This is a genomic window from Rhodovibrio sodomensis (genome assembly GCF_016583645.1).
Lineage (GTDB): Bacteria > Pseudomonadota > Alphaproteobacteria > Kiloniellales > Rhodovibrionaceae > Rhodovibrio > Rhodovibrio sodomensis.
In genome coordinates, this window is record NZ_NRRL01000002.1 from 1 (window position 1) to 21,504 (window position 21,504).

Sequence of the window (21,504 nt, forward strand, 5' to 3'; positions counted from 1 at the left end):
CTCGTGCGAGGCGTTGTCCAGATCTGGCGGGACGTCGGCCATACCCCGATGCAACCAGAGTAGAGTCCTGAAGACAACCCGTGATGAGTCTCGCCTTACGCAGCGCCCGGGAAGATGCCCCAGTTACCCATCATGCTGAGTAGCTGGCCGAAGGCCAGCGTGTCGAAGCACGCCACACGGCTGCTCTTGCGCGCGAAAACGGCTGCGAAAGCGCGGCCGCCCCCTACCCGTCCCGAAACACCACCGCGCGGGTCACCTCGCGGTCGCTGACGATCAGCGGCAGGCCGGCGGCGAAGCCGTGGCGGTCGGTCAGCACCAGGAAGCGGTACTTTGCGTCCTGGCGCAGTATCGCGCGCACGGTCTCGTTCAGCCGCGGGTCCAGTTCGCCCACTTCCGCGCGGTAGCTGTCCTGTTCGTGGGTGTAATCGACGCAGGCGTAGGCCCGCGGCCCGACCGCCGCCTTGAGCGGCCGGGCGAGGCGGTCGCGCGCCTCCTCGATCCGGGCGCGGGCGGTTTCGGGGTCGTCGATACCGGGCAGGAAGAACGCGCCGCCGGTCTCCGTCACCGCCGAGAGGTCGGGCGGGCCGACGGACTTCGCCGCGTCCCCGCCCTTGTTGCCGAACAGCTTGCCGAACATCGCCCCGCCCTTCGCTCCTGCGTGGCTCAGTGAACCAGGAACGGATCGGTCACCAGGATCGTGTCGTCGCGCTCCGGGCTGGTCGAGAGCAGGGCGACCGGCGCCTCGATCAGCTCCTCGATCCGGCGGATGTACTTGATCGCGGTCGCCGGCAGGTCGCGCCACTTGCGCGCGCCCTGGGTCGAGGCGGACCAGCCCTCCAGCGTCTCGTACACCGGCGTGGCCCTGGCCTGCAGGCTGGGCGCGGCCGGCAGGTGATCGTAGGTCGCGCCATCGATCTCGTAGCCGGTGCAGACCTTCAGCTCGGTCAGGCCGTCCAGCACGTCGAGCTTGGTCAGCGCGATGCCGTCGATCCCGCCGACCTTGACCGCTTGGCGGACCATCGTGGCGTCGAACCAGCCGCACCGCCGGGCCCGGCCGGTGACCGTGCCGAACTCCCGGCCGCGCTCGCCGATCTGCTGACCGGTCTCGTCGAACAGCTCGGTCGGGAACGGGCCGGAGCCGACGCGGGTGGTGTACGCCTTGGCGAGGCCGAGGGTGTAGTCGAAGCCGCCGCCGAACCCGCTGCCGGTCAGCGCCTGCCCGGAGACGGTGTTGGACGAGGTCACGTAGGGATAGGTGCCGTGGTCGACGTCCAGCATCGCCCCCTGCGCGCCCTCGAACAGGATGCGCTGACCGCGCTTGCGCGCCTGGTCCAGGACGTCCCAGACCCGGTCGACGAACGGCAGGATGCGCGGCGCGATCGCGCGCAGACCCTCGAGCAATTCCGCGCGGTCGAACTCGTCCCGGCCCAGGCCGCGGAACAGCGCGTTGTGGTGCAGCAGCAGGTGGTCGATCCGCTCTTCCAGCAGCTGATCGTCCATCAGGTCGCAGACCCGGATCGCGCGGCGGCCGACCTTGTCCTCGTACGCCGGCCCGATGCCGCGGCCGGTGGTGCCGATCTTCTCGGCCCCGCGCGCTTCCTCGCGGGCGCGGTCGACCTGGCCGTGCAGCGGCAGGATCAGGCAGGCGTTCTCCGCGATCTTGAGCCGCTCCGGCGTCAGCTCGACGCCCTGGCCCCGCAACCGGTCGATCTCCTCGATCAGCGCCCAGGGGTCGATCACCACGCCGTTGCCGATGATCGACAGCTTGTCCTTGCGCACGACCCCGGCGGGCAACAGCGACAGTTTGTAGGTCACCCCGCCCACGACCAGGGTATGGCCGGCGTTGTGGCCGCCCTGGAAGCGCACGATCACGTCGGCGCGCTCGGACAGCCAGTCGACGATCTTGCCCTTGCCTTCGTCGCCCCACTGGGCGCCCACGACCGCCACGTTGGCCATCTCGTCAGGTTCCTCGAAGTTGTCGGTCCAAATGCGGATCGACGCGCGTCCTACGCGTCGTCCAGCGGCTGCACGTCGCCGTTCTTGAGCAGATGCGTACAGCCCAGCCGGCGGGCCTCGGCCGCCGGATCGTCTTCGGGCACCAGGCCGGCGATCGCCTGCCAGCCATCCGTGCGCAGCCGCGCCGCCGTGCGCGCGTGCGCGTGCGGCACGTAGACGCGCGCCGGCGCCGCCGGCTCCGGCAGCGCCCGCAGCACGCTGTCCATGAACAGCGTGAACCCGGTCGCGGGCTCCCACGGGCCGCCGTCGGCGTCGGTGGTGTAGCGGCCGCCCCGGCCCAACTCGCCGCGCACGCCGCGGGCATAGATCGTGAAGGTGACGCCGCGGTGGTATTCGAAGCCCCTGTGCTCCACCGGGTCCACTGTCAGCGTCAGATCCGGCAGCGCCGCCTGGACCAGCGCGACCACCCGCTTCAGCCGGTCCGCCTCGCGCTGCACCCGCTCCGGCAGGTCGAGCGCGAACAGGTCGTCGAGCGCGTCCTGGGCCGGCCCGGCGGCGCGCAGCAGGCCCTGGAACAGCGGCGCGTGGTCGCCCGCCAGCTGCGCGACGGCGGCGGCGTCCTTGCGGTCGAGCGCCTGGCGCAGGCGCTGCGTCACCTCGGCGTCGAGCTGCAGCCGTTCGGCCAGCGCGGCGACCAGCGGCGGCAGGTTGAGGTCCACCGTCAGGCCTTCCGCGCCGATCCCGTTCAGGCCGCTCACCGCCATGATCAGCGCTTCCGCGTCGGCGTGCTCGCTCTCGCTGCCGATCAGCTCGGCGCCGACCTGGGCGAACTGGCGTTCCGGGCGCAGCTGGCTGCCGGTGACCCGCAGCACCTGCCCGCCGTAGCACAGCCGAAGCGGCCGCGGCGCGCGCGACAGGCGGGAGGTGGCGATCCGCGCCACCTGGGTGGTCATATCGGCGCGCACGCCCAGCATGCGCTGGCTGACCGGGTCCATCAGCCGGAACGTCTGCTGTGCCAGCGCGGCGCCGGCGCCGGCCAGAAGCGCGTCCTCGAACTCGATCAGCGGCGGCTTGACCCGGTCGTAGCCGTAGCCGCGGAACGCCTGGATCAGCCGTTCGACCGCGCCCGCTTCCTGCGCCGCTGCGGGCGGCAGCAGGTCCTGAAGGCCGGCGGGCAGCAGGGCCTGGTCGGCGTTGGCGGTCATCGACGCGTCGTCCCGGACAGGTGACGTGAGCAGATCGTACGCTCGCACCGGCCACGCAGGGGCTGTCGGGCCGGCCGGCCGAGCGGGCTTCGTCCTAGCGCGTTCGCCGAGCCGCCTGCAAACGGAAATACCCCGTTACGTGTCGGCCGGGTTACGTGTCGGCCGGCGCGGATTTACCACAAAGGGCACGGGGGGACGCGACGACGCATGAAGCCAAGCCCGCGCGGCGTATGCGACACGCGCGGCGGCCTGCGTCCCAGCTTCGCGGTGCCGCGCCAAGCCAAGACGCAACCACGGAGACACAGAGGCAGAAAAAGCCGTGGAGCCGGCTTCCGAAGCGAAACCCCAGCGCCAGACGCCGGTCGTGGCCGTGCCGGTCCCGCGCATGATGGCGGTGGCGGCCAGACCCTCGGCTGTGCAGAGCACGATCCGCGCCCGCCAAACCTGTTCTTGCGCCGGGTTGCGAAGCCAAGCCGTGTCGAAGGACGCCCGACGGATTTGCGAGCGCGCGGGCTAAAGCCTCTGACGCGAAGGCGCGATGCTCGCGGACGACATTAGGCTCCTTTCAGCTGAATCTTGCTCTCTCTTCAAGCAGTTAGAGAAAAATTCACGATGAAGGTCGATTCAACCGTCATCGATTTTGCTCTAGCTGCCCAATAGGTGCAGCGCGATGTGCCGGGTCTTCGGACTGGTCCGGTGCTCGAACAGGAAAATCCCCTGATAGCGGCCCAGCATCAGCTTGCCGTCCTGCATCGGGATCTTGAGATCGGTTGAGGTCAGTGCGCCGCGGATATGGGCGGGCTGGTCGTCCGGGCCCTCGTAGCTGTGCCGGTACAGGCTGGTGTCCTCCACCACCAACTGGCGGAAAAAGTCCAGCATGTCCGACTGCACGTCGGGATCGATGTTCTCCTGGATCACGAGGGAGGCCGACGTATGCCGGATGAAGACGGTCAGCAGGCCCTCCTGCAGCCCGTGCCCCGCGACCCAGTCCTGGACCTCCCGCGTAATCTCCCGGAATCCCTGGCCGCGCGTCTGGAACACGAGTTCGCCGACCGCCTGGCGCAGCGGGGCCGCCTCCAGCGGGGTCGACGCGGGGGTTGCCGGCGCGCCGCGGGCGCCGCTCTCGCCGTGCTGCATAACGGAACCTGCCTCGTTCTTGCTGTTCGCTTCCGCCCGTGACGCACACCCGTCCTGCGATGCGTCCGACATGGCGCCCGGCCCGGGCCGCGGCCAAGGGCGGCGACCGCACCTGCCCCAGGTCCGAGATGTCGCATCCAGACCGCCCGCCCGGCAAGCCGGGCCTGGCCGGCCCCAGTTAGCGTGCGGCGCTCATGCACCGATACAAACAGACCGTGTAAAGGCCTTACAAAAAACGCTTTCCGCGCTCACGAGCGTCAGCTAAGCTGGCGAATCTTACGACACTTCGGGGGCTCAGCCGTGATCCGGATGCGTTTCGTTCCGTTCGCCGTCGTGCTGCTTGCGCTGGGCGCCTGCAGTTCGCCGAGGCCCGCGGTCGAGACCGCGCGGTCCGTCCCCGACCGGCCGGACGCACGGCAATCGGCGCCGGCACCGACCGCCCGACCGGTGATGTACGCCCCCGCCCGGCCGCTGCAATGCGTGCCCTACGCCCGGCAGGCCTCCGGCATCTCGATCCGCGGCGACGCCTGGACCTGGTGGCCGCAGGCCGACGGCCTCTATAGGCGCGGCGCGCGTCCGCGCACCGGCGCCGTGATGGTGCTCGACACCGGGCGCAAGCGCGGCCACCTGGCCTACGTCACCGACGTGCGCGGCCCGCGAGAGATCGTGGTCGACCACGCCAACTGGCTGAACCGCGGCCGGATCCACGAGAACACGCCGGTGCGGGATGTCTCCCGCGCCGGCGACTGGTCGAAGGTCCGGGTCTGGTACGTCCCCGGCAACCACCTGGGCGGCAGCGCCTACGAGGTGGTCGGGTTCATCTACCCCGACCGGCGCACCGCGCAGAGGTAGGCCGGTCCCGGGCGCGCGCCCCGGCGGCGCCTGGGCGAGAGCGCGCCCGGACGGCCAGACACCCCCTCCCCTGGCCGCGCCGGCTGTGCTAGACGGCGCGCGATGAGTGCGCGCACCTCACAGGCAACGCCCCGCGACGACGCGATCGTTGTCGCGGTGGACGGTCCCGCCGCGGCCGGCAAGGGCACGCTGGCCCGACGGCTGGCGGCCGCGCTGAACCTGGTCTACCTCGATACCGGGTCGATCTACCGTGCGGTCGCGGCGAAGCTGCTGGCCGGCGGCGGCGACCCCGCCGACGCCGACGCCGCGAGCCGCGTTGCCCGGGCCTTGTCAAGCGCCGATCTCGACCGCGACGACCTGCGCGCGGAAGGCGTCGGCGCGGCGGCCTCGGTCGTCTCCGCCCATCAGGCGGTGCGCGAGGCGCTACTGGAATTCCAGCGCGCGGTCGCGTTCGACCCGCCGGCCGGTCGGGCCGGCGCGGTGCTGGATGGGCGCGACATCGGGACCGTCGTCTGCCCGGATGCCTGCGCCAAACTGTTCGTCACCGCCAGCCTGGAAGAGCGGGCGCGCCGCCGGCACGAAGAGTTGCTTGGCCGGGGCGAGGCGCGTATATATGCGCGCGTCCTGGAGGACCTGAAGGAACGCGACGAGCGCGACGCGGCCCGCGATGCCGCCCCGATGACGGCGGCGGCCGACGCGGTGGTGCTGGATACCTCGGATCTCGACGTCGACGCCGCGTTCGAACGGGCCCTGGACATCGTGCGCGCCCGCTGTGGCGTGACGGCGGGCTGAAGCCCCCCGGGGTCCCCGCCACCTGCGGCCCGGCGAGAAGGCCGGTTTCGCTGGACAGCGGATACGCGCACCGCATAAACACCCACGCGGCCCCAACCGCCCCGTCCGACCCGGACGGCGGTGGATATGGGGTCGTCGCCGCATGGAAGGGCGGCTGGCGGGCCCACCCGGGCCCCGGCCGCGGACACCGGACGCTCGAAGACACGCCCGGCCTTCCGCCTCTGGCGTCGGGAAGACCGCCGGACACAACCGGCTGGCCTGAATACGAAGACGGTTCAAAAGAAGGATACGTGAGACATCATGGCTGAATCCGCCGCTGCGCAGAGCAGCACCCAGGAAGACTTCGCGGCCCTGCTCGAGGAGAGCCTCGGCGGCGAGGGCCGCCTGGAAGGCACGGTGCTCAAGGGCACCGTGCTCGGTTTCGACGGCGACGAGGTGATGATCGACGTCGGCCTGAAGAGCGAGGGGCGCGTGGCGCTCAAGGAATTCGCCAAGGCCGGCGAGGATGCCGACCTCAAGGAAGGCGGCGACGTCGAGGTCTTCCTCGAGCGGTACGAGAACCGCAACGGCGAGGTCGTGCTCAGCCGGGAGAAGGCCCGCCGCGAGGAGGCCTGGACCCAGCTCGAGCGCGCGTTCAACAACAACGAGCGCGTCACCGGCCAGATCTTCGGCCGGGTCAAGGGCGGCTTCACCGTCGACCTTAACGGCGCCGTGGCGTTCCTGCCCGGCAGCCAGGTCGACATCCGCCCGGTGCGCGACGTGACCCCGCTGATGGGCACCCCGCAGCCGTTCCAGATCCTCAAGATGGACCGCAGCCGCGGCAACATCGTGGTGTCCCGCCGCGCGGTGCTGGAGGAGACGCGCGCCGAGCAGCGCAGCGAGCTGGTCGCCAGCCTCAAGGAAGGCCAGGTGCTGCAGGGCGTGGTGAAGAACATCACCGACTACGGCGCGTTCGTCGACCTGGGCGGCGTCGATGGCCTGCTGCACGTCACCGACATGTCCTGGAAGCGGGTCAATCACCCGACCGACATCCTGCAGATCGGGCAGACCGTCGAGGTCCAGGTGATCCGCTTCAACCCGGACACCCAGCGGATCTCGCTCGGCATGAAGCAGCTCGAGGCCGATCCGTGGGAGGGCGCTTCCCAGAAATACCCGACCGGCGCCAAGTTCACCGGCCGCGTCACCAACATCACCGACTACGGCGCGTTCGTCGAGCTGGAGCCCGGCATCGAGGGTCTGGTCCACGTCTCCGAGATGAGCTGGACCAAGAAGAACATCCATCCGGGCAAGATCGTCTCCACCTCCCAGGAGGTCGAGGTGATGATCCTCGACGTGGACGAGCAGAAGCGCCGGATTTCGCTCGGCCTCAAGCAGTGCCTGCCGAACCCCTGGGAAGAGTTCAAGGAGAAGTACCCGGCCGGCACCGAGCTCGAGGGCGAGGTCAAGAACATCACCGAGTTCGGCCTGTTCGTCGGCCTGCCGGGCGACATCGACGGCATGGTCCACCTGTCCGACCTGTCCTGGGACCGCAGCGGCGACGAGGCCGTGAAGGACTACCAGAAGGGCGACCAAGTTAAGGTCAAGGTGCTCGACGTCGACACCGAGAAGGAGCGCATCTCGCTCGGCATCAAGCAGCTCGAGGACGATCCCTTCGAGGCCGCCGCCGGCGAGGTCCGCAAGGGTCAGGTCGTCACCTGCACGGTCACCGAAGTCCAGGACAACGCGATCGAGGTCCGCGTCGGCGACGAGGACGGCCCGACCGGCACGATCCGCAAGGCCGAACTGGCGCGCGACCGCTCCGAGCAGCGGCCCGACCGCTACGCTCCGGGCGAGAAGGTCGACGCCAAGGTCACCAGCGTGGACAAGAAGAACCGCCGGATCACCCTGTCGATCAAGCAGCGCGAGATCGACGAGGAGAAAGCGGCGATGGCCGAGTACGGCTCCACGGACACCGGCGCCAGCCTGGGCGAGATCCTCGGCCCGGCAATGCGCTCCGCCGTGAAGGAAGCCACGAGCGAGGAGGAGGCCAAGTCCGGCTCGAAGAGCGGCGGGGCGAAGAAGAGCTCGGCCAAGAGCAAGGGCGACGCGGACTCCGACGAGAGCTAACGCGGCCACGCGGGCCGCACGGCTTGCCAGCCCGGCTGTCGGGACGCCCCCGGCAGCCGGGCTTTCTTGTTCGGGCCGGCGGGCGCGGGCGGCTCCACCCGCGGCATCGCAAAAATCCAGGCAAGTGAGCGAGTTAACTTGACCCGACCGGCGCGGTTTGCGAACGTTTTCAGCGCGCGACGGGGTCGCGGGAGGTTCAGCCACCTTCCGGGTACATCTTGTCCGCTTCTATTCGGCAGATCGGGCGCAGGCCGCGCTTAGGCTCGAAACCGCCTTGCGCGGTATCGCCCGCGCCGGTTCAAAGGGGGCGGCGACCCCGCAACCAAGGGACGCCAGTAAAGCTGGGGCGTCACATCACGGCCGCGACAACAGGGGCACTCGAGGCATGACCAAATCCGAGCTGATCCAGCGGATCTCGGAGATGAATCCGCATCTCTACCAGCGCGATGTGGAGCGGATCGTCTCCACTATTTTCGACGAGATCGCGGACGCGCTGGCGCACGGTCAGCGAGTCGAGCTGCGCGGCTTCGGCGCCTTTTCGGTCAAGGACCGCGACAGCCGGACCGGCCGCAACCCGCGCACCGGCGAGACGGTACACGTGGAGAGCAAGCGCATCCCCTTCTTCAAGACCGGAAAACTGTTGCGCGAGCGTCTGAACGCGACAGACTAGGGGGTGCCGGAGCCGCGCCCCGCGCCGGCTGACGGCGGCGTCGGCAACCGCGGGGTCGGCAACCGCGTCTCAGGCACCCAACGGGCGGCGCTGTTCCACCCAGTCACGACAAGGCGGAGCCCGGCGTGAAATACCTATCCTGGATCATCACCCTGCCGCTGATCGCGATCGCGGTGATCTTCTCCGTGAACCACCGCCAGCCGGTTGAAATCGACCTGTGGCCGCTGCCGCTCGCGATCGAGCCGCCGGTCTATCTGGTTGTCCTGCTGGCCGTGTTCATCGGTTTCCTGCTCGGTGGCTCGATCGACTGGTGGAGCCAGGGCCGCAACCGCCGCACGGCGCGCTGGCGCCGCTACCGGATCGATGAGCTGGAGCGCGAGGTCGCCTTCCTGAAGCGCAAGCTGGAGAAGGCGCAGGACGACGCGGACAGCGGCCAGACCGGCGGCCAGCCGTCCGGCAACCCGCGCCTGTCCGCCCCCGCCAACACCAGCAACCAGTCCCGCCCGCTGTCCAAGACCGGCAGCTGAGCGCGCCGCAGCTGGCAGCGCGATCGACGCCCACGGCATGCGCACGGCGTTCCGGCGGGTCCCTCTCCCTTGAGGGGAGAGCCTAGGTGAGGGTGGGACTCCTCGGATGCAGCCGGGGAGTCCCACCCTCACCCTTCCCACGACCCTTCGGGTCGCGGGCCCCGACCTCTCCCCTCGAGGGAGAGGGGTATCGCTCCCGTCAAGGTGAGACGGGCTTGCCTCTCAGACCGTCCGCGAAGGCAGCACGTGATGAAAGTCCTCTCCGCCGAGCAGGTCGGCCAGGCGCTCGACTACCCCAGTCTGGTGGAGGCGCTGCGGCAGGTGTTCCGCGGCGGGGCGGAGGCGCCGCCGCGCCATCACCACGAGGTGCCGAACCACCCCGGCGCCGACGGCACGCTGCTGCTGATGCCGGCCTGGCAGACCGGCCGCTACCTCGGCGTCAAGGTCGCCACCGTGTTTCCCGACAACCCCGGCCGCGGTTTGCCGTCGGTGATGGCGAACGTGCTGCTGAACGACGGCGCCACCGGCGAGCCGCTGGCGCTGGTCGCGGGCCAGCCGCTGACCAACAAGCGCACCGCCGCGGCGAGTGCGCTCGCCGCCGACTACCTCGCGGTCAAGCACGCCAAGCGCCTGCTGATGGTGGGCACCGGCGCGATGGCGCCGGAGATGGTACGCGCGCACTGCGCCGTCCGCCCGATCGCGCGGATCGACGTCTGGGGCCGCACGCCCGACAAGGCGCACAAACTGGCCACGCAGCTGCGGGACGAAGGCCTGAACGCCCAGCCGATCGAGTCCCTGGAGGCCGGCGTCGAGCAGGCCGACGTGATCTCCTGCGCCACCATGTCGACCGAGCCGCTGATCCACGGCACCTGGCTGAGGCCCGGCCAGCACGTCGACCTGATGGGTGCGTTCAAGCCGTCGATGCGCGAGACCGACGACCGGGCGGTGCAGGTCGCCGACGTCTTCTGCGACACCTTCGCCGGCGCGCTGAAGGAAGGCGGCGACCTGGTACAGCCGATCGAAGCCGGCGCGCTCGCGCGCGAGGACGTGCTGGCCGACCTGTTCGCCCTGGCGCAGGGCAAGCACCCGGGCCGGACATCGGACGACCGGATCACGCTGTTCAAGTCGACCGGGGCGGCGTTGGAGGACTTGGCCGCCGCCGTCCTCGCCTACGAACGCAGCGCGGACTGATCCCGGGATGGCGGGCGCGCCGTCGGCGGTCGTCGTCGGGGCCGGGATCGTCGGCCTCTCGGCCGCCCGCGCGCTCTTGGCCGAGGGCTACCGGGTCGACGTCCTCGAGCAGGGTCCGGTTCCGAACGCGCACGGCTCGTCGGTCGATTCCAGCCGTCTGATCCGCCACACCTACGGTACGCAGCACGGCTACGCCGCGCTGGTCGACGATGCCTTCGCCGCCTGGGACAGGCTGTGGGACGACCTCGGACGGTCCTACTATACCCAGACCGGCACGCTGGTCCTGAGCCGGCCGGGCGCGACCTGGGCGCAGGACAGCGCCGCCACGCTGGACCGGCTCGCCAAGCCCTACCGCGTGCTGAGCCCGGACGAGGCCGCTCGGCGCTTCCCGCTGTTGAACCTGGAGGGCGTCGAGCGCGTCTACTGGGTGGAGGGCGGCGGCGTCCTGGCGGCGGAACCGATCGTCGACGACCTCGCGCGCCGGCTGCGGGCCCAGGGCGCCGCGATCACCGCGCACACGGCCGTCACCCAGCTGGACCCGGAAGCGGGCCGGGTCAGGCTGGAGGACGGCACGCGCCGCACCGCCGATCTGCTGCTGGTCGCCGCCGGCCCGTGGACCGGGCGGCTGTGGCCGGATCTGGCGCGGCAGCTGACCCCCTCGCGCCAGCTGGTCTGCTACGTCGATACGCCCGACGACCTTTATGCCGCCTGGCGGCGGATGCCGATGGTGCTCGACATCGCGGACGCGGAATCCCGCAGCGAAGGCAGCGCCTACGCCGTGCCGCCGATCGGCGGCGCGCCGCTCAAGCTGGGCGACCACGCGTTCTCCCTGACCGGCGACCCGGACACCGACCGCAGCCCTGCCGAGGCCGAGCTCGACCGCCTGTTCGAGACCACCTGCCGCCAGTTGGCCACGCCCGCGCGCTATCGCCTGCTGTCGGGTCGGACCTGCTTCTACACGGTCGCCCCGGATTCGCGGTTCCTGCACCGCCGCGCGGGCCGCGCCCACGCCCTCGCGGGCTTCTCCGGCCACGGCTTCAAGTTCGGTCCCCTGATCGGCGAACGGTTCGCCGAACTGGCGGCCGGCCGGCTCGAAGAAGGCACGTTCCAAGCCTGGCTGGCCGGCAACGGCTGACCGCCGGGCAGACGCTGCAAGCCCCATGACGCGCTGCCGGCGGTCTGCTACACGTCCGCCTAACATGCAGCCCGACAGCCCGGCCGCGCGGATCTACGCGGCGATCGACACCCCCGACCTGGACCGCGCGCGGGCGCTGACGCACGCGCTCGCCGGACTCGTGGGCGGGGTCAAGCTGGGCAAGCAGTTCTTCACCGCCCACGGGCCGGAGGGCATCCGCGCGATCCTGGGAGCGCCGGAGACCCGCGATCTGGGGTTGTTCCTGGACCTGAAGTTCCACGACATCCCCAACACGGTCGCCGGTGCGATCCGCGCGGCCGCGCCGCTTGCCCCGAGCTGGCTGACGGTGCACGCCAGCGGCGGCCCGGCGATGCTGCGCGCCGCGGCCGACGCCTCCGCCGAGACCGCCCAGGCTGAGGGTAAGCCGCGCACCCGCATCCTGGCGGTGACGGTGCTGACCAGCCTGGACGACGCGGATCTGGCCGCGGTCGGCCAGCACACCCCGGCCGGGGAGCAGGTCGCACGCCTGGGCGCGCTGGCCCGCGACAACGGCGTCGACGGCCTGGTCTGCTCGCCGCGGGAGATCGCCCAACTGCGCGCCGGCCTGGGATCCGAAATCGCGCTGGCAGTCCCGGGAATCCGCCCCACATGGTCTGGAGCGGGCGACCAGAAACGGATAACGACACCCCACGCCGCGCTCGCGGCGGGCGCCGACCTGCTGGTGATCGGCCGGCCGATCACCCGGGCGGACGACCCGGCGGCGGCGGCCCGGCGGATCGTGGCCGAGCTCGCGGCCTGACAACGGCCCTGAAGGACCCGGAAAGCGGATGCGACCCGACGACGGCGACGAGCGTTTCGAACAGGACGACGATCCCCAGCCGCCCCGGCGCAACCAGGGCGGCGGCCGGCCGTCGCCGCGCCAGCCGCTGCCGGTGACCCAGACCGCGCAGGAGACGATCCGCACCTTCGGCCAGCTGCTGCGCTACCTGCCGCAGGTCGCGCTGGTGCCGTTCACCGCGATCTTCCTGGTCCAGGGCGGGATCATCCTGGCCGGCGGCAATCCGTTCATCTCCGGTCAGCCAGCGGGCGGCCCGACGCCGCTCCTGGTGCTGCTGGTGCCGGTGATCATGGCGGCCTACGTCGTCTTCCTGGTCGACTGGCACCGGCTGGTGCTGTTCGGGCCGACGCCGGAAACGACGCGCCCGCGCCTTCGCCTGCACTGCCGGGATGTCCGGTATTTCCTGCGCGGCATCCTGATCTTCTTCATCGGCGTTCTGGCGGCCATGCCGGCGGTGATCCTGGCGCCCGGCATCGTCGGCTCGCAGGCCGGCGCGCTCGCGATGACGCTGATCGGCGCCCTGCTCGCGATCACCGGCATGATGGCCTTCGGGCTGGTCCTGCCGGCCACCGCGGTCGACCGCAATTACTCGATCGGCGCGTCGTTCGAGGCGACCAAGGAAGTGCTGTTCCAGGTGCTCGGCCTGGTCGTGCTGGTGCTGGCGCCGGCCTACATCGTCGGCGTCTCGGTGCTGGCGCTGAACGCCTCGATCTTCGGCCAGGGCGGCCCGCATATCCCGGGGGTGCTGATCTCGCTCACGGTGGAGTTCGCGCAGATGGCGCTCGGCGCCACGCTGCTGTCGGTGATCTTCCAGAAGCGCGCCGGCGTCGACACCCGCGCTTGAGGCCTTAAGTCTGCGTCCCATGACCGACACCGCCCCCAGCCTGACGTCGACCGGTCAGGGCCGGATCGATACCGGCCCGGTGCTGGCCGGCACCGTGCGCGCGCTCCGCGGCCACCTGGGCCTGATCCCCCGGCTGGCCTGGCCCGCCGTGCTGGTCGCGCTACTAGTGCCGATGGTGCAGCGTTTTGGCTTCCCGAACGTGGAGGCGGCGGCCAGCCTGAACCTGCTGACCCTGCCGTTCGACGTCATGCTGGCGACGGCCTGGCTGCGCCTGCTGCTGCTGGGCCGCCCGCACGCCCGGGTGCCCGCGCTCGGCTGGGGCAAGGCGGAGACCGACTTTCTGATCTGGGCGTTCGTGTTCGCGGTCTCGGTGCTGGGCGCGATCGTTCTGATCACGCTGGTGATTTCCAACCTGCCGATCGGTGAGCAGGCGGGACGGATCGCGATCGCGGCCACGGCCTGGGTCACTCTGAGCCTGATGACACCGCTCGCCGTGCGCGTGCCGGTCCGGACGATCCGCGCGGAGCTGCCGGGACGCGCCTGGCAGGCGCGGCTCGCCAACGTGCCCAACGCCGCGCTTGCCTGGCTGGTCTACCTCGTCTTCGCTGTCGCGGCCACGCAGGGCCCCGCCCACCTGCCGCAGCCGCAGGACCCCTCGGTTGCCCTGCCGCTCGCCGCCGGCGCGCTTCTGGTCGAGGTGCTGGTCGAATACCTGCTGCTGCTGACCGTGCTCACCCTGATCGCGGTGATGGCCCGGCAGCTGTCCGGCTGGCCCGACCCGGGCGCGCGGACCGAAAGCGCGGAGACCTCAGGATGAGCGTGGACGTCAAGATCTGCGGACTGACCGACCCGCGGTCGATGGCCGCCGCGGCCGAGGCCGGCGCGGCCTACGTCGGCTTCATCTTCTATCCCCGCTCGCCGCGCTACGTCACGCCGCAGCAGGCCACCGAGCTCGCCGGGCACGCGGGGCCGGCCGCCAAGGTCGCGGTCACGGTCGACCTCACGGACGACGCGCTGGCCGCGATCCTCGCGGTCGCACGGATCGACCTGATCCAGCTGCACGGCGCGGAGACGCCGCAGCGCGTCGCCGAGGTGCGGGCGCGCTTCGGCCTGCCGGTGATGAAGTCGGTCGCGGTCGCCGGCGCGGACGACCTGGACAGGGCAGACGCCTATGCCGGCGTGGCCGACCGCCTGCTGTTCGACGCCAAGCCGCCCACGGAAAAGCCCGACGCCCTGCCGGGCGGCAACGCGCTGTCGTTCGATTGGCAGCTGCTGTCCGGGCGCAGCTGGCCGCTGCCCTGGATGCTCTCGGGCGGTCTCGACGTCGACAACCTCGCGCAAGCGGTCGAGATCTCGCGCGCGCCCGCGATCGACGTCTCGAGCGGTGTCGAAGACGCCCCGGGGCAGAAGAACCCGGATAAGATAAGAGCCTTGCTGGGCGCGGCGGGGCGCCTGCGTCCGGTTGGCTGAGGGACCCTGCGTCCCGTTGCCTGTGGCCGCGGAATGCGGCATTGTCCGCGCCCTGACAGCCACCCTGGTTAATTGACCGCAAATGACCGTCGAACGCCCCAACACCTTCGCCAGCGGCCCGGACGAGTTCGGCCATTTCGGCATCTTCGGCGGCCGGTTCGTCGCCGAGACCCTGATGCCGCTGATCCTGGAGGTCGAGCGCGCCTTCAACGAAGCGCGCGAGGACCCGGAGTTCCTGCGCGAACTGGACGTCTACAGCCGCACCTACGTCGGCCGGCCGAGCCCGCTCTACTTCGCCGAGCGGATCACCGAGGAGCTCGGCGGCGCCAAGGTGTACTTCAAGCGCGACGAGCTGAACCACACCGGCGCGCACAAGATCAACAACACCCTAGGCCAGATCCTGCTCGCCCGGCGGATGGGCAAGACCCGGATCATCGCGGAAACCGGGGCCGGCCAGCACGGCGTGGCGACCGCAACCGTGTGCGCGCGCTTCAACCTGCCGTGCGTGGTCTACATGGGCCGCACCGACATGGAGCGCCAGTCGGCCAACGTGTTCCGGATGAAGCTGCTGGGCGCCGAAGTCGTGCCGGTCGACAGCGGCACCGCGACGCTGAAGGACGCGATGAACGAGGCGATCCGCGACTGGGTCGCGAACGTCGAGAACACCTTCTACATCATCGGCACGGTCGCCGGCCCGCACCCCTACCCCTACATGGTGCGCGAGTTCCAGTCGGTGATCGGCCAGGAAGTCCGCTGGCAGATGCAGGAGGCCGAGGGCCGGCTGCCGGACAGCCTGGTCGCGTGCATCGGCGGCGGGTCGAACGCGCTCGGGCTGTTCCATCCCTTCCTGGACGACGCGGAGGTCGACATCTACGGCGTCGAGGCGGCCGGCCACGGCATCGAGAGCGGCGAGCATGCCGCCTCGCTGAACGGCGGCCGGCCGGGGGTGCTGCACGGCAACCGGACCTACCTGCTGCAGACCGGCGACGGCCAGATCCTGGACGCCTACTCGATCTCCGCGGGGCTGGATTACCCGGGGATCGGCCCGGAGCACGCCTGGCTGCACGAATCCGGCCGGGTGACCTACCTCTCCGCGAGCGACCAGGAGGCGCTCGACGCCTTTCAGTGGTGCACCCGCAAGGAAGGCATCATCCCGGCCCTGGAACCCGCGCACGCGCTGGCGGTGGTACGCAAGCTGGCGCCCGAGCTGCCGCGCGATCATCTGATGGTCATGAACATGTGCGGCCGCGGCGACAAGGACGTCGCCACGGTCGCCAAGCGCCTCGGAGTGGAGCTGTGAGCGAGCGCGCGACCCAACCCAGGACGGCCGCCGACCTGGCGATCCAGGAGCGTCAGGTCCCGGAGCGCGAGCGCGGCGCCGACAGCGGCCGGATCCGCGCGCGCTTCGACCGGCTGAAGGCGGAGGGGCGCGGCGGCCTGGTCACCTTCGTCACGGCCGGCGATCCCGATTTCGAGACCGGCGCAGAGCTTCTGGCAGGGCTGCCCGACGCCGGCGCCGACCTGATCGAACTCGGCATCCCCTTCTCAGACCCGATGGCGGACGGACCCGCGATCCAGCAGGGCAGCCTGCGTGCCCTGCGCGCCGGCATGACGCTGCGGCGCACGCTCGACCTGGTCGCCGGCTTCCGGGAACGCGACGGCGACACGCCGGTCGTGCTGATGGGCTATTACAACCCGATCTACGCCTACGGCGTGGAACGCTTCCTGGCCGACGCGCAGGCCGCCGGCGTCGACGGGCTGATCATCGTCGACCTGCCGCCGGAAGAAGACGTCGAGCTGTGCATCCCCGCGCTCAAGGCCGGGGTGAACTTCATCCGTCTGGCGACCCCGACGACCGACGACAACCGCCTGCCCGCGGTGCTGACCAACACCAGCGGCTTCGTCTACTACGTCTCGATCGCCGGGATCACCGGCACCCGCGCCGCCGCCGACCAGCAGGTCGCCGAGGCGGTCGAACGGCTGCGCCGGCACACCGACCTGCCGGTCGCCGTCGGCTTCGGCATCCGCACGCCGGAACAGGCGGCCAAGATCGCGGAGATCGCCGATGCCGCCGTGGTCGGTTCCGCGCTGGTCGAGACGGTGGCCGCCAACCTGAACGCCGACGGCACGCCGAAGACCGGCTGCGCGCGCGCCGTGCTGGATCAGGTGCGCGCGCTCGCCGACGGCGTGCGTGGCGCGGTCAAGCAGGCCTGAGGGGCCATCGATGAGCTGGATCTCCAACTACGTCCGCCCGAAGATCCGGGCGCTGGTCACCCGCCAGGACATTCCCGACGACCTGTGGGAGAAGTGCCCCGACTGCGGGCAGATGATCTTCCACCGGGAGCTCGAGAAGGCGCTCAGGGTGTGCACCCACTGCGGCTATCACCTGCGCATCGGCCCGAACGAGCGCATGCGCCTGTTGTTCGACAGCGGCCAGTTCACCCCGATCGAACTGCCGGAGACGATCCAGGATCCGCTCAAGTTCCGCGACCGCAAACGCTACAGCGACCGCCTGCGCGAGGCCCGCGCCAAGGCGGAGGCGACCGACGCGATCATGGTCGCGCACGGCCGGATGGGCGGCCATCCGGTGGTCATGGCGTGTTTCGATTTCTCGTTCATGGGCGGCTCGATGGGGATCGCCGTCGGCGAGGGGCTGCTCGCCGCCGCCCGGCTTGCCTGCATGCAGGAGGCGCCGCTGCTGGTCGTGCCGGCGTCCGGCGGCGCGCGCATGCAGGAGGGTATCCTGTCCCTGATGCAGATGCCGCGCACCACCGTCGCGGTCGACATGGTCAAGGAAAAGGGCCTGCCCTACGTCGTGCTGCTGACCGATCCGACGACCGGCGGGGTCAGCGCCTCGTTCGCCATGCTGGGCGACCTGACGCTGGCGGAACCGGGCTCGGTGATCGGCTTCGCCGGCCAGCGGGTGATCGAGGCCACGGTGCGCGAGCAGCTGCCCGAGGGCTTCCAGCGCGCCGAATACCTGCGCGACCACGGCATGGTCGACCAGGTGGTCGACCGGCGCGAGCTGCGCGACCGGCTGATCACGCTGTTCGGCCTGCTGACGCGGACGACGCCGGAGGCGCGGATCGTGCGCATTCCGGAGGGATCGCTGAAGCTGGACGGCCCGCGCGTCGCCGGTGGCGGTCCGCGGATCGACGACGGCCGGCCGACCGCCGAGCCGCAGCCCGCGGACACTGGCGAGGCCCAGCAGCAGCCAGCCGAAAAGCGCAGCAGCTGGAGCCTGAGCCTGACCGGCCGCAGCCGCGACAAGGCGAGCGGCGACAAGACGCCGGACAAGCCCAAGGCCGAGAAGGCGAAGCCCGAGACAGCCAAGTCGGACAGGCCGAAGGACACCCAAAAAGGCGACAAGCAGGCCGACAGCGCCGGCGAGACCGGCGGTCACGCCCACGCCGCCTCCGCCGACCCGCACCAGGCCGGCGGCGACGACGAGACTCCGGCCACCGATCCCGACCGCCGCGCCGCGGAGTAGCCGCGCGCCGACCCGCCGGGCATCCTTTGACACGGGGCCGCTGAAGCCGCCTGCTCAGGGGGACGTGTCTCAGGATAAAGGTTCCGGGAATTTCGATTTCTTACCGGAAGACTTCACCCTGAGCAGCCGATCCTGAGCCCGGCGCAGGCGCGGCGTGTCGAACGGCGCCCGACGGCTACGACCCCGCGCCCGCGCCCGCCACCCGGACACCCCGCCAGCCCGTCATGACCCCGCCAGACGCCGCCGCCAGCGACCGGGTGCTCCAGCGCCTGATGCGCCTGCATCCCAAGGTGATCGATCTGTCGCTCGACCGGGTGTGGCGGCTGCTGGCGGCGCTGGGGCATCCGGAGCGCGGCCTGCCGCCGACGGTCCACGTCGCCGGCACCAACGGCAAGGGCAGCACGCTCGCCTTCCTGCGCGCGATGCTGGAGGCGCAGGGCTACCGGGTCCACGTCTACACCTCCCCGCATCTGGTGCGCTTTCACGAGCGCATCCGCCTCGCCGGCCGGCTGATCGCGGAGGACGATCTGATCGCGCTGCTGGAGGCGGCGGAGCGGGCGAACGGCGAAGACCCGATCACCTATTTCGAGGTCACCACCTGCGCCGCCTTCCTCGCCTTCGCCCGGGAGCCGGCGGACGTGCTGCTGCTGGAGACCGGACTGGGCGGCCGGCTGGACGCGACCAACGTGCTGGACCGCCCGGCGCTGACCGCGATCACCCCGATTGGCATGGACCACATGCAGTTCCTGGGCGACACGCTGGAAGCGATCGCGGGCGAGAAGGCCGGTATCCTGAAGCCCGGTCGGCCGGCCGTGTTCGCCCCGCAGAAACCCCGGGCGGCACGGGTCCTGCACGACCGGGCCGCGGCGGTTGGCGCGCCGACCTTCAGCCACGGCACCGACTGGACCTACCGGGCCCACGGCGGCGGCCGCGGCTTCCGCTACGACGGCGGGCGGCTGACCGGCGACTGGCCGGCGCCGAGCCTGCTGGGCCCCTACCAGATCGCCAACGCCGCGATGGCGCTCGCCTGCGCGGAACGGCTGGAGGGCTTCCACGTCGGCGACGCCGCGGCGCGCACCGGCCTCGCTCGGGCATCCTGGCCGGGGCGGATGCAGCAGCTGGCCGACGGCCCGCTCGCAGCCCGCCTGCCGGCGGGCTGGGAGCTGTGGCTCGACGGCGGGCACAACGCCGATGCGGGCGCGGTGGTCGCCGCGGCGGTCGACGCCTGGCAGGCCGATCCGCGGTCCGCCCGCCCGCTGCACGTCGTCTTCGGCATGCTGAACTCCAAGCAGCCGGTCGAATTCCTGACCCCGCTGGTCGCCCGCGCCGACAGCCTGACCGCCGTCGCCATTCCCGGCGAGCAGGCAAGCCACACGGCGGCCGAGTCCGCCGGCTTCGCGCGCCAGGCCGGCGCGACCCGCGTCGCCGAGGCCGCCGACGTTGCCGCCGCCCTGGACGCGCTCGCGCGCGGCCCGGACAGCCCGCCGGCGCGCGTGCTGATCTGCGGCTCGCTCTACCTCGCCGGCAAGGTGCTGGCCCTCGACGGCGCCTGAGGCACCTCCCGGACCCTTCTCTCCACGCCTTGTGTCGCGCCCCCGTCGGGCTAGAGCAAAATCGATGAAGGTGGCTCCACCCTTCAGCATCTTGCTCTAGCTGATCGCCCGGGCACCGGACTCCATGCCGCCGCAACGACGCGGAGCGAGACGCCACCATGGCCAATCCGACGATCCACGGGCCGAACTTCTCGACCTACGTGCGCAGCGTGCGCATGGCGCTGGAGGAGAAGGGGCAGGCCTACGACCTGAACGCGGTCAACATCTTCGCCGGCGAGAACCAGAACGAGGGCCACCTCGCCCGGCATCCCTGGGGCAAGGTGCCGGCGTTCGAGCACGACGGCTTCGATATCTACGAAACCACGGCGATCCTGCGCTATATCGACGCCGCGTTCGGCGGGGGCAGCCTGCAGCCGGACGACGCCCGGGGCCTGGCCCGGATGGGCCGCCTTCGGCGGCGGGCGGGATGCCGGGCGGTATCCTGCCTGCGTCCCCGAAACGCCTGGACGGTGTGACATCGCGCCCCAACTTCTGGTGTGCAAAATCACCACCGACAGGGACGCCCAGACCGATGATGACCCCGGACGGCAGCACCGCCGCCCCAACGCACCCGACCGCCTCGGCGCGAACCCACCCGAACAGCGCCGTCCGCGACGTGCCGCCGACCCGCGTGGTGCCCTCGCTTCGGGCGGAAGTCGAGACCGGATTCGCCAAGCGCCCGCGGGAACTGTCGCCCAAGCACCTGTACGACGCCCGCGGCGCCGAGCTGTTCGAGCAGATCTGCGCCCTGCCCGAATACTATCTGACCCGCACCGAGACCGCGCTGCTGCACGCGCACGCCACGGCGATAATCGAGGCCGCCCGCCCGGCGGAGATCGTCGAGCTGGGGGCCGGCAGCGCGCGCAAGACCGAAATCCTGCTGGCCGCGGCCGCCGACCACGCCGCGCGCAACCAGGCGCCCCTGACCTTCTGGCCGATGGACGTCTGCGTCAGCGCGCTCGACGAGGCGGCCCAGCGCCTGCGCGAGCGTTTTCCGCGGATCGCCGTCAAGCCGCTGGCGGGCGACCACACGGCGGGCCTGAGCCACCTGCCCGCGCGCAGCGGCGCGCGCCTGTTCGTGTTCCTGGGCAGCACGCTCGGCAACTTCGAGCCGGCGGGCGCGCAGCGCCTGCTGGGCGACATCGCCCGGCAGATGGGGCCGGACGACCGCCTGCTGCTCGGCGTCGACACGGTGAAGGACACGGCGACGCTGGAAGCCGCCTACAACGACGCCGCGGGCGTGACGGCGGCGTTCAACGAGAACCTGATCAACGTCCTCAACCGCGAGCTGGACGGCGACCTCGACATCGCCGGCTTCCGCCACCGCGCGGTCTATAACCCCGAGCTGCAGCGGATCGAATCCTACCTCGACGCGACCCGCGCGCAGACCGGGACGTTCGCGGCGCTGGACGCCAGCCACGCGTTCGCGCCGGGCGACAGCATCTTCACCGAGATCAGCCGCAAGTTCACGCCCGACAGCCTGGACGCCGACCTGGCGCCCGCGGGCCTGGTGCGCACCGCCGACTTCCTGGCCGACGGCAACCGCTACGCCCTGCACGTGATCGCCCGCGCCGACGCCTGAGGGCGGCCCGTTGGGCCGGCCCACAAGGCGTCTTTAGGGCGTCGTCGACCCGCCGGCCGGCTGGTCGTTCTATCGCCTGAATGCCAGGGCCAGCAGTTGAGATGTTCTGGCCTTCAG

21 protein-coding genes are annotated in these 21,504 nt (G+C 71.1%); 17 read left to right on the forward strand and 4 right to left on the reverse strand.

Annotated elements, in window-relative coordinates:
* Positions 1-223: 223 nt before the first annotated feature.
* The 4 genes from CKO28_RS01760 to CKO28_RS01775 form a co-directional block, all read right to left on the reverse strand.
* A complete protein-coding gene (locus tag CKO28_RS01760; protein ID WP_200338819.1) occupies positions 224-637 on the reverse strand; it encodes a hypothetical protein in 414 nt (137 codons plus the stop codon).
* Between the two features lie 26 nt (positions 638-663).
* Entirely contained in the window at positions 664-1,956 is a 1,293-nt protein-coding gene (locus CKO28_RS01765) for an adenylosuccinate synthase (RefSeq protein WP_200338820.1), read from the reverse strand.
* Between the two features lie 50 nt (positions 1,957-2,006).
* On the reverse strand, positions 2,007-3,161 hold the full coding sequence (locus CKO28_RS01770; RefSeq protein WP_200338821.1) for an ATP phosphoribosyltransferase regulatory subunit: 1,155 nt from the start codon (positions 3,159-3,161) through the stop codon (positions 2,007-2,009).
* 645 nt (positions 3,162-3,806) lie between these two features.
* Positions 3,807-4,298: a secondary thiamine-phosphate synthase enzyme YjbQ gene (locus tag CKO28_RS01775; protein ID WP_200338822.1), complete on the reverse strand. Its 492-nt coding sequence runs from the start codon at positions 4,296-4,298 to the stop codon at positions 3,807-3,809.
* Positions 4,299-4,607: 309 nt separating this feature from the next.
* Between CKO28_RS01775 and CKO28_RS01780 the strand changes: the two genes are divergently transcribed.
* The 17 genes from CKO28_RS01780 to egtD all read left to right on the forward strand — a co-directional run bounded on the left by CKO28_RS01780 (position 4,608) and on the right by egtD (position 21,387).
* Positions 4,608-5,150 (forward strand): CHAP domain-containing protein, encoded by a 543-nt coding sequence (locus CKO28_RS01780; RefSeq protein ID WP_200338823.1) that lies wholly within the window; start codon positions 4,608-4,610, stop codon positions 5,148-5,150.
* Positions 5,151-5,252: 102 nt separating this feature from the next.
* The gene (gene cmk / locus CKO28_RS01785; RefSeq protein WP_200338824.1) at positions 5,253-5,942 is read left to right on the forward strand and encodes a (d)CMP kinase; all 690 of its coding nucleotides are present in this window, start codon (positions 5,253-5,255) and stop codon (positions 5,940-5,942) included.
* 300 nt (positions 5,943-6,242) lie between these two features.
* Positions 6,243-8,048: a 30S ribosomal protein S1 gene (rpsA, locus tag CKO28_RS01790; RefSeq protein WP_200338825.1), complete on the forward strand. Its 1,806-nt coding sequence runs from the start codon at positions 6,243-6,245 to the stop codon at positions 8,046-8,048.
* Positions 8,049-8,433: 385 nt separating this feature from the next.
* Entirely contained in the window at positions 8,434-8,718 is a 285-nt protein-coding gene (gene ihfB, locus CKO28_RS01795; RefSeq protein ID WP_200338826.1) for an integration host factor subunit beta, read from the forward strand.
* A 125-nt stretch (positions 8,719-8,843) separates the two neighbouring features.
* Positions 8,844-9,245: a lipopolysaccharide assembly protein LapA domain-containing protein gene (locus tag CKO28_RS01800; protein WP_200338827.1), complete on the forward strand. Its 402-nt coding sequence runs from the start codon at positions 8,844-8,846 to the stop codon at positions 9,243-9,245.
* Positions 9,246-9,494: 249 nt separating this feature from the next.
* Positions 9,495-10,436, forward strand: coding sequence for a bifunctional Delta(1)-pyrroline-2-carboxylate/Delta(1)-piperideine-2-carboxylate reductase (lhpI, locus tag CKO28_RS01805; protein WP_200338828.1), 942 nt, complete (start codon positions 9,495-9,497; stop codon positions 10,434-10,436).
* 7 nt (positions 10,437-10,443) lie between these two features.
* Positions 10,444-11,571, forward strand: coding sequence for an FAD-dependent oxidoreductase (locus CKO28_RS01810; RefSeq protein WP_200338829.1), 1,128 nt, complete (start codon positions 10,444-10,446; stop codon positions 11,569-11,571).
* Between the two features lie 64 nt (positions 11,572-11,635).
* Positions 11,636-12,370: an orotidine-5'-phosphate decarboxylase gene (gene pyrF / locus CKO28_RS01815; RefSeq protein ID WP_200338830.1), complete on the forward strand. Its 735-nt coding sequence runs from the start codon at positions 11,636-11,638 to the stop codon at positions 12,368-12,370.
* Between the two features lie 28 nt (positions 12,371-12,398).
* Positions 12,399-13,253, forward strand: coding sequence for a hypothetical protein (locus CKO28_RS01820; RefSeq protein ID WP_200338831.1), 855 nt, complete (start codon positions 12,399-12,401; stop codon positions 13,251-13,253).
* Between the two features lie 19 nt (positions 13,254-13,272).
* Complete coding sequence (locus tag CKO28_RS01825) at positions 13,273-14,070, forward strand: hypothetical protein (RefSeq protein ID WP_200338832.1); 798 nt, start codon at positions 13,273-13,275, stop codon at positions 14,068-14,070.
* Positions 14,067-14,723, forward strand: a complete 657-nt coding sequence (locus tag CKO28_RS01830) for a phosphoribosylanthranilate isomerase (RefSeq protein ID WP_200338833.1) — start codon at positions 14,067-14,069, stop codon at positions 14,721-14,723. The genes CKO28_RS01825 and CKO28_RS01830 overlap by 4 nt, the downstream gene beginning before the upstream one ends.
* A gap of 82 nt (positions 14,724-14,805) precedes the next feature.
* Positions 14,806-16,023, forward strand: a complete 1,218-nt coding sequence (gene trpB / locus CKO28_RS01835; protein WP_200338834.1) for a tryptophan synthase subunit beta — start codon at positions 14,806-14,808, stop codon at positions 16,021-16,023.
* A 41-nt stretch (positions 16,024-16,064) separates the two neighbouring features.
* Positions 16,065-16,937 carry a tryptophan synthase subunit alpha gene (gene trpA / locus CKO28_RS01840; protein ID WP_200338943.1) on the forward strand — a complete coding sequence of 291 codons (873 nt, stop codon included), beginning with the start codon at positions 16,065-16,067 and terminating at the stop codon, positions 16,935-16,937.
* 10 nt (positions 16,938-16,947) lie between these two features.
* Positions 16,948-18,213: an acetyl-CoA carboxylase, carboxyltransferase subunit beta gene (accD, locus tag CKO28_RS01845; protein WP_200338835.1), complete on the forward strand. Its 1,266-nt coding sequence runs from the start codon at positions 16,948-16,950 to the stop codon at positions 18,211-18,213.
* A gap of 224 nt (positions 18,214-18,437) precedes the next feature.
* Complete coding sequence (locus CKO28_RS01850; protein WP_200338836.1) at positions 18,438-19,766, forward strand: bifunctional folylpolyglutamate synthase/dihydrofolate synthase; 1,329 nt, start codon at positions 18,438-18,440, stop codon at positions 19,764-19,766.
* A gap of 158 nt (positions 19,767-19,924) precedes the next feature.
* On the forward strand, positions 19,925-20,281 hold the full coding sequence (locus CKO28_RS01855) for a glutathione S-transferase N-terminal domain-containing protein (protein WP_200338837.1): 357 nt from the start codon (positions 19,925-19,927) through the stop codon (positions 20,279-20,281).
* A 56-nt stretch (positions 20,282-20,337) separates the two neighbouring features.
* Entirely contained in the window at positions 20,338-21,387 is a 1,050-nt protein-coding gene (gene egtD / locus CKO28_RS01860) for an L-histidine N(alpha)-methyltransferase (protein WP_200338838.1), read from the forward strand.
* The last annotated feature ends 117 nt before the right edge of the window (positions 21,388-21,504 follow it).

Excerpts from the sequence above, each read along its gene's own strand:
- rpsA (WP_200338825.1), top strand. The coding sequence starts at position 6,243 with ATGGCTGAATCCGCCGCTGCGCAGAGCAGCACCCAGGAAGACTTCGCG.
- pyrF (WP_200338830.1), top strand. The coding sequence starts at position 11,636 with ATGCAGCCCGACAGCCCGGCCGCGCGGATCTACGCGGCGATCGACACC.
- egtD (WP_200338838.1), top strand. The coding sequence starts at position 20,338 with ATGATGACCCCGGACGGCAGCACCGCCGCCCCAACGCACCCGACCGCC.
- CKO28_RS01855 (WP_200338837.1), top strand. The coding sequence starts at position 19,925 with ATGGCCAATCCGACGATCCACGGGCCGAACTTCTCGACCTACGTGCGC.
- CKO28_RS01850 (WP_200338836.1), top strand. The coding sequence starts at position 18,438 with ATGACCCCGCCAGACGCCGCCGCCAGCGACCGGGTGCTCCAGCGCCTG.
- lhpI (WP_200338828.1), top strand. The coding sequence starts at position 9,495 with ATGAAAGTCCTCTCCGCCGAGCAGGTCGGCCAGGCGCTCGACTACCCC.
- accD (WP_200338835.1), top strand. The coding sequence starts at position 16,948 with ATGAGCTGGATCTCCAACTACGTCCGCCCGAAGATCCGGGCGCTGGTC.
- CKO28_RS01780 (WP_200338823.1), top strand. The coding sequence starts at position 4,608 with ATGCGTTTCGTTCCGTTCGCCGTCGTGCTGCTTGCGCTGGGCGCCTGC.
- trpB (WP_200338834.1), top strand. The coding sequence starts at position 14,806 with ATGACCGTCGAACGCCCCAACACCTTCGCCAGCGGCCCGGACGAGTTC.
- CKO28_RS01825 (WP_200338832.1), top strand. The coding sequence starts at position 13,273 with ATGACCGACACCGCCCCCAGCCTGACGTCGACCGGTCAGGGCCGGATC.
- CKO28_RS01765 (WP_200338820.1), bottom strand. The coding sequence starts at position 1,956 with ATGGCCAACGTGGCGGTCGTGGGCGCCCAGTGGGGCGACGAAGGCAAG.
- CKO28_RS01775 (WP_200338822.1), bottom strand. The coding sequence starts at position 4,298 with ATGCAGCACGGCGAGAGCGGCGCCCGCGGCGCGCCGGCAACCCCCGCG.
- CKO28_RS01770 (WP_200338821.1), bottom strand. The coding sequence starts at position 3,161 with ATGACCGCCAACGCCGACCAGGCCCTGCTGCCCGCCGGCCTTCAGGAC.
- CKO28_RS01760 (WP_200338819.1), bottom strand. The coding sequence starts at position 637 with ATGTTCGGCAAGCTGTTCGGCAACAAGGGCGGGGACGCGGCGAAGTCC.
- CKO28_RS01820 (WP_200338831.1), top strand. The coding sequence starts at position 12,399 with ATGCGACCCGACGACGGCGACGAGCGTTTCGAACAGGACGACGATCCC.
- ihfB (WP_200338826.1), top strand. The coding sequence starts at position 8,434 with ATGACCAAATCCGAGCTGATCCAGCGGATCTCGGAGATGAATCCGCAT.
- CKO28_RS01810 (WP_200338829.1), top strand. The coding sequence starts at position 10,444 with ATGGCGGGCGCGCCGTCGGCGGTCGTCGTCGGGGCCGGGATCGTCGGC.
- CKO28_RS01830 (WP_200338833.1), top strand. The coding sequence starts at position 14,067 with ATGAGCGTGGACGTCAAGATCTGCGGACTGACCGACCCGCGGTCGATG.
- cmk (WP_200338824.1), top strand. The coding sequence starts at position 5,253 with ATGAGTGCGCGCACCTCACAGGCAACGCCCCGCGACGACGCGATCGTT.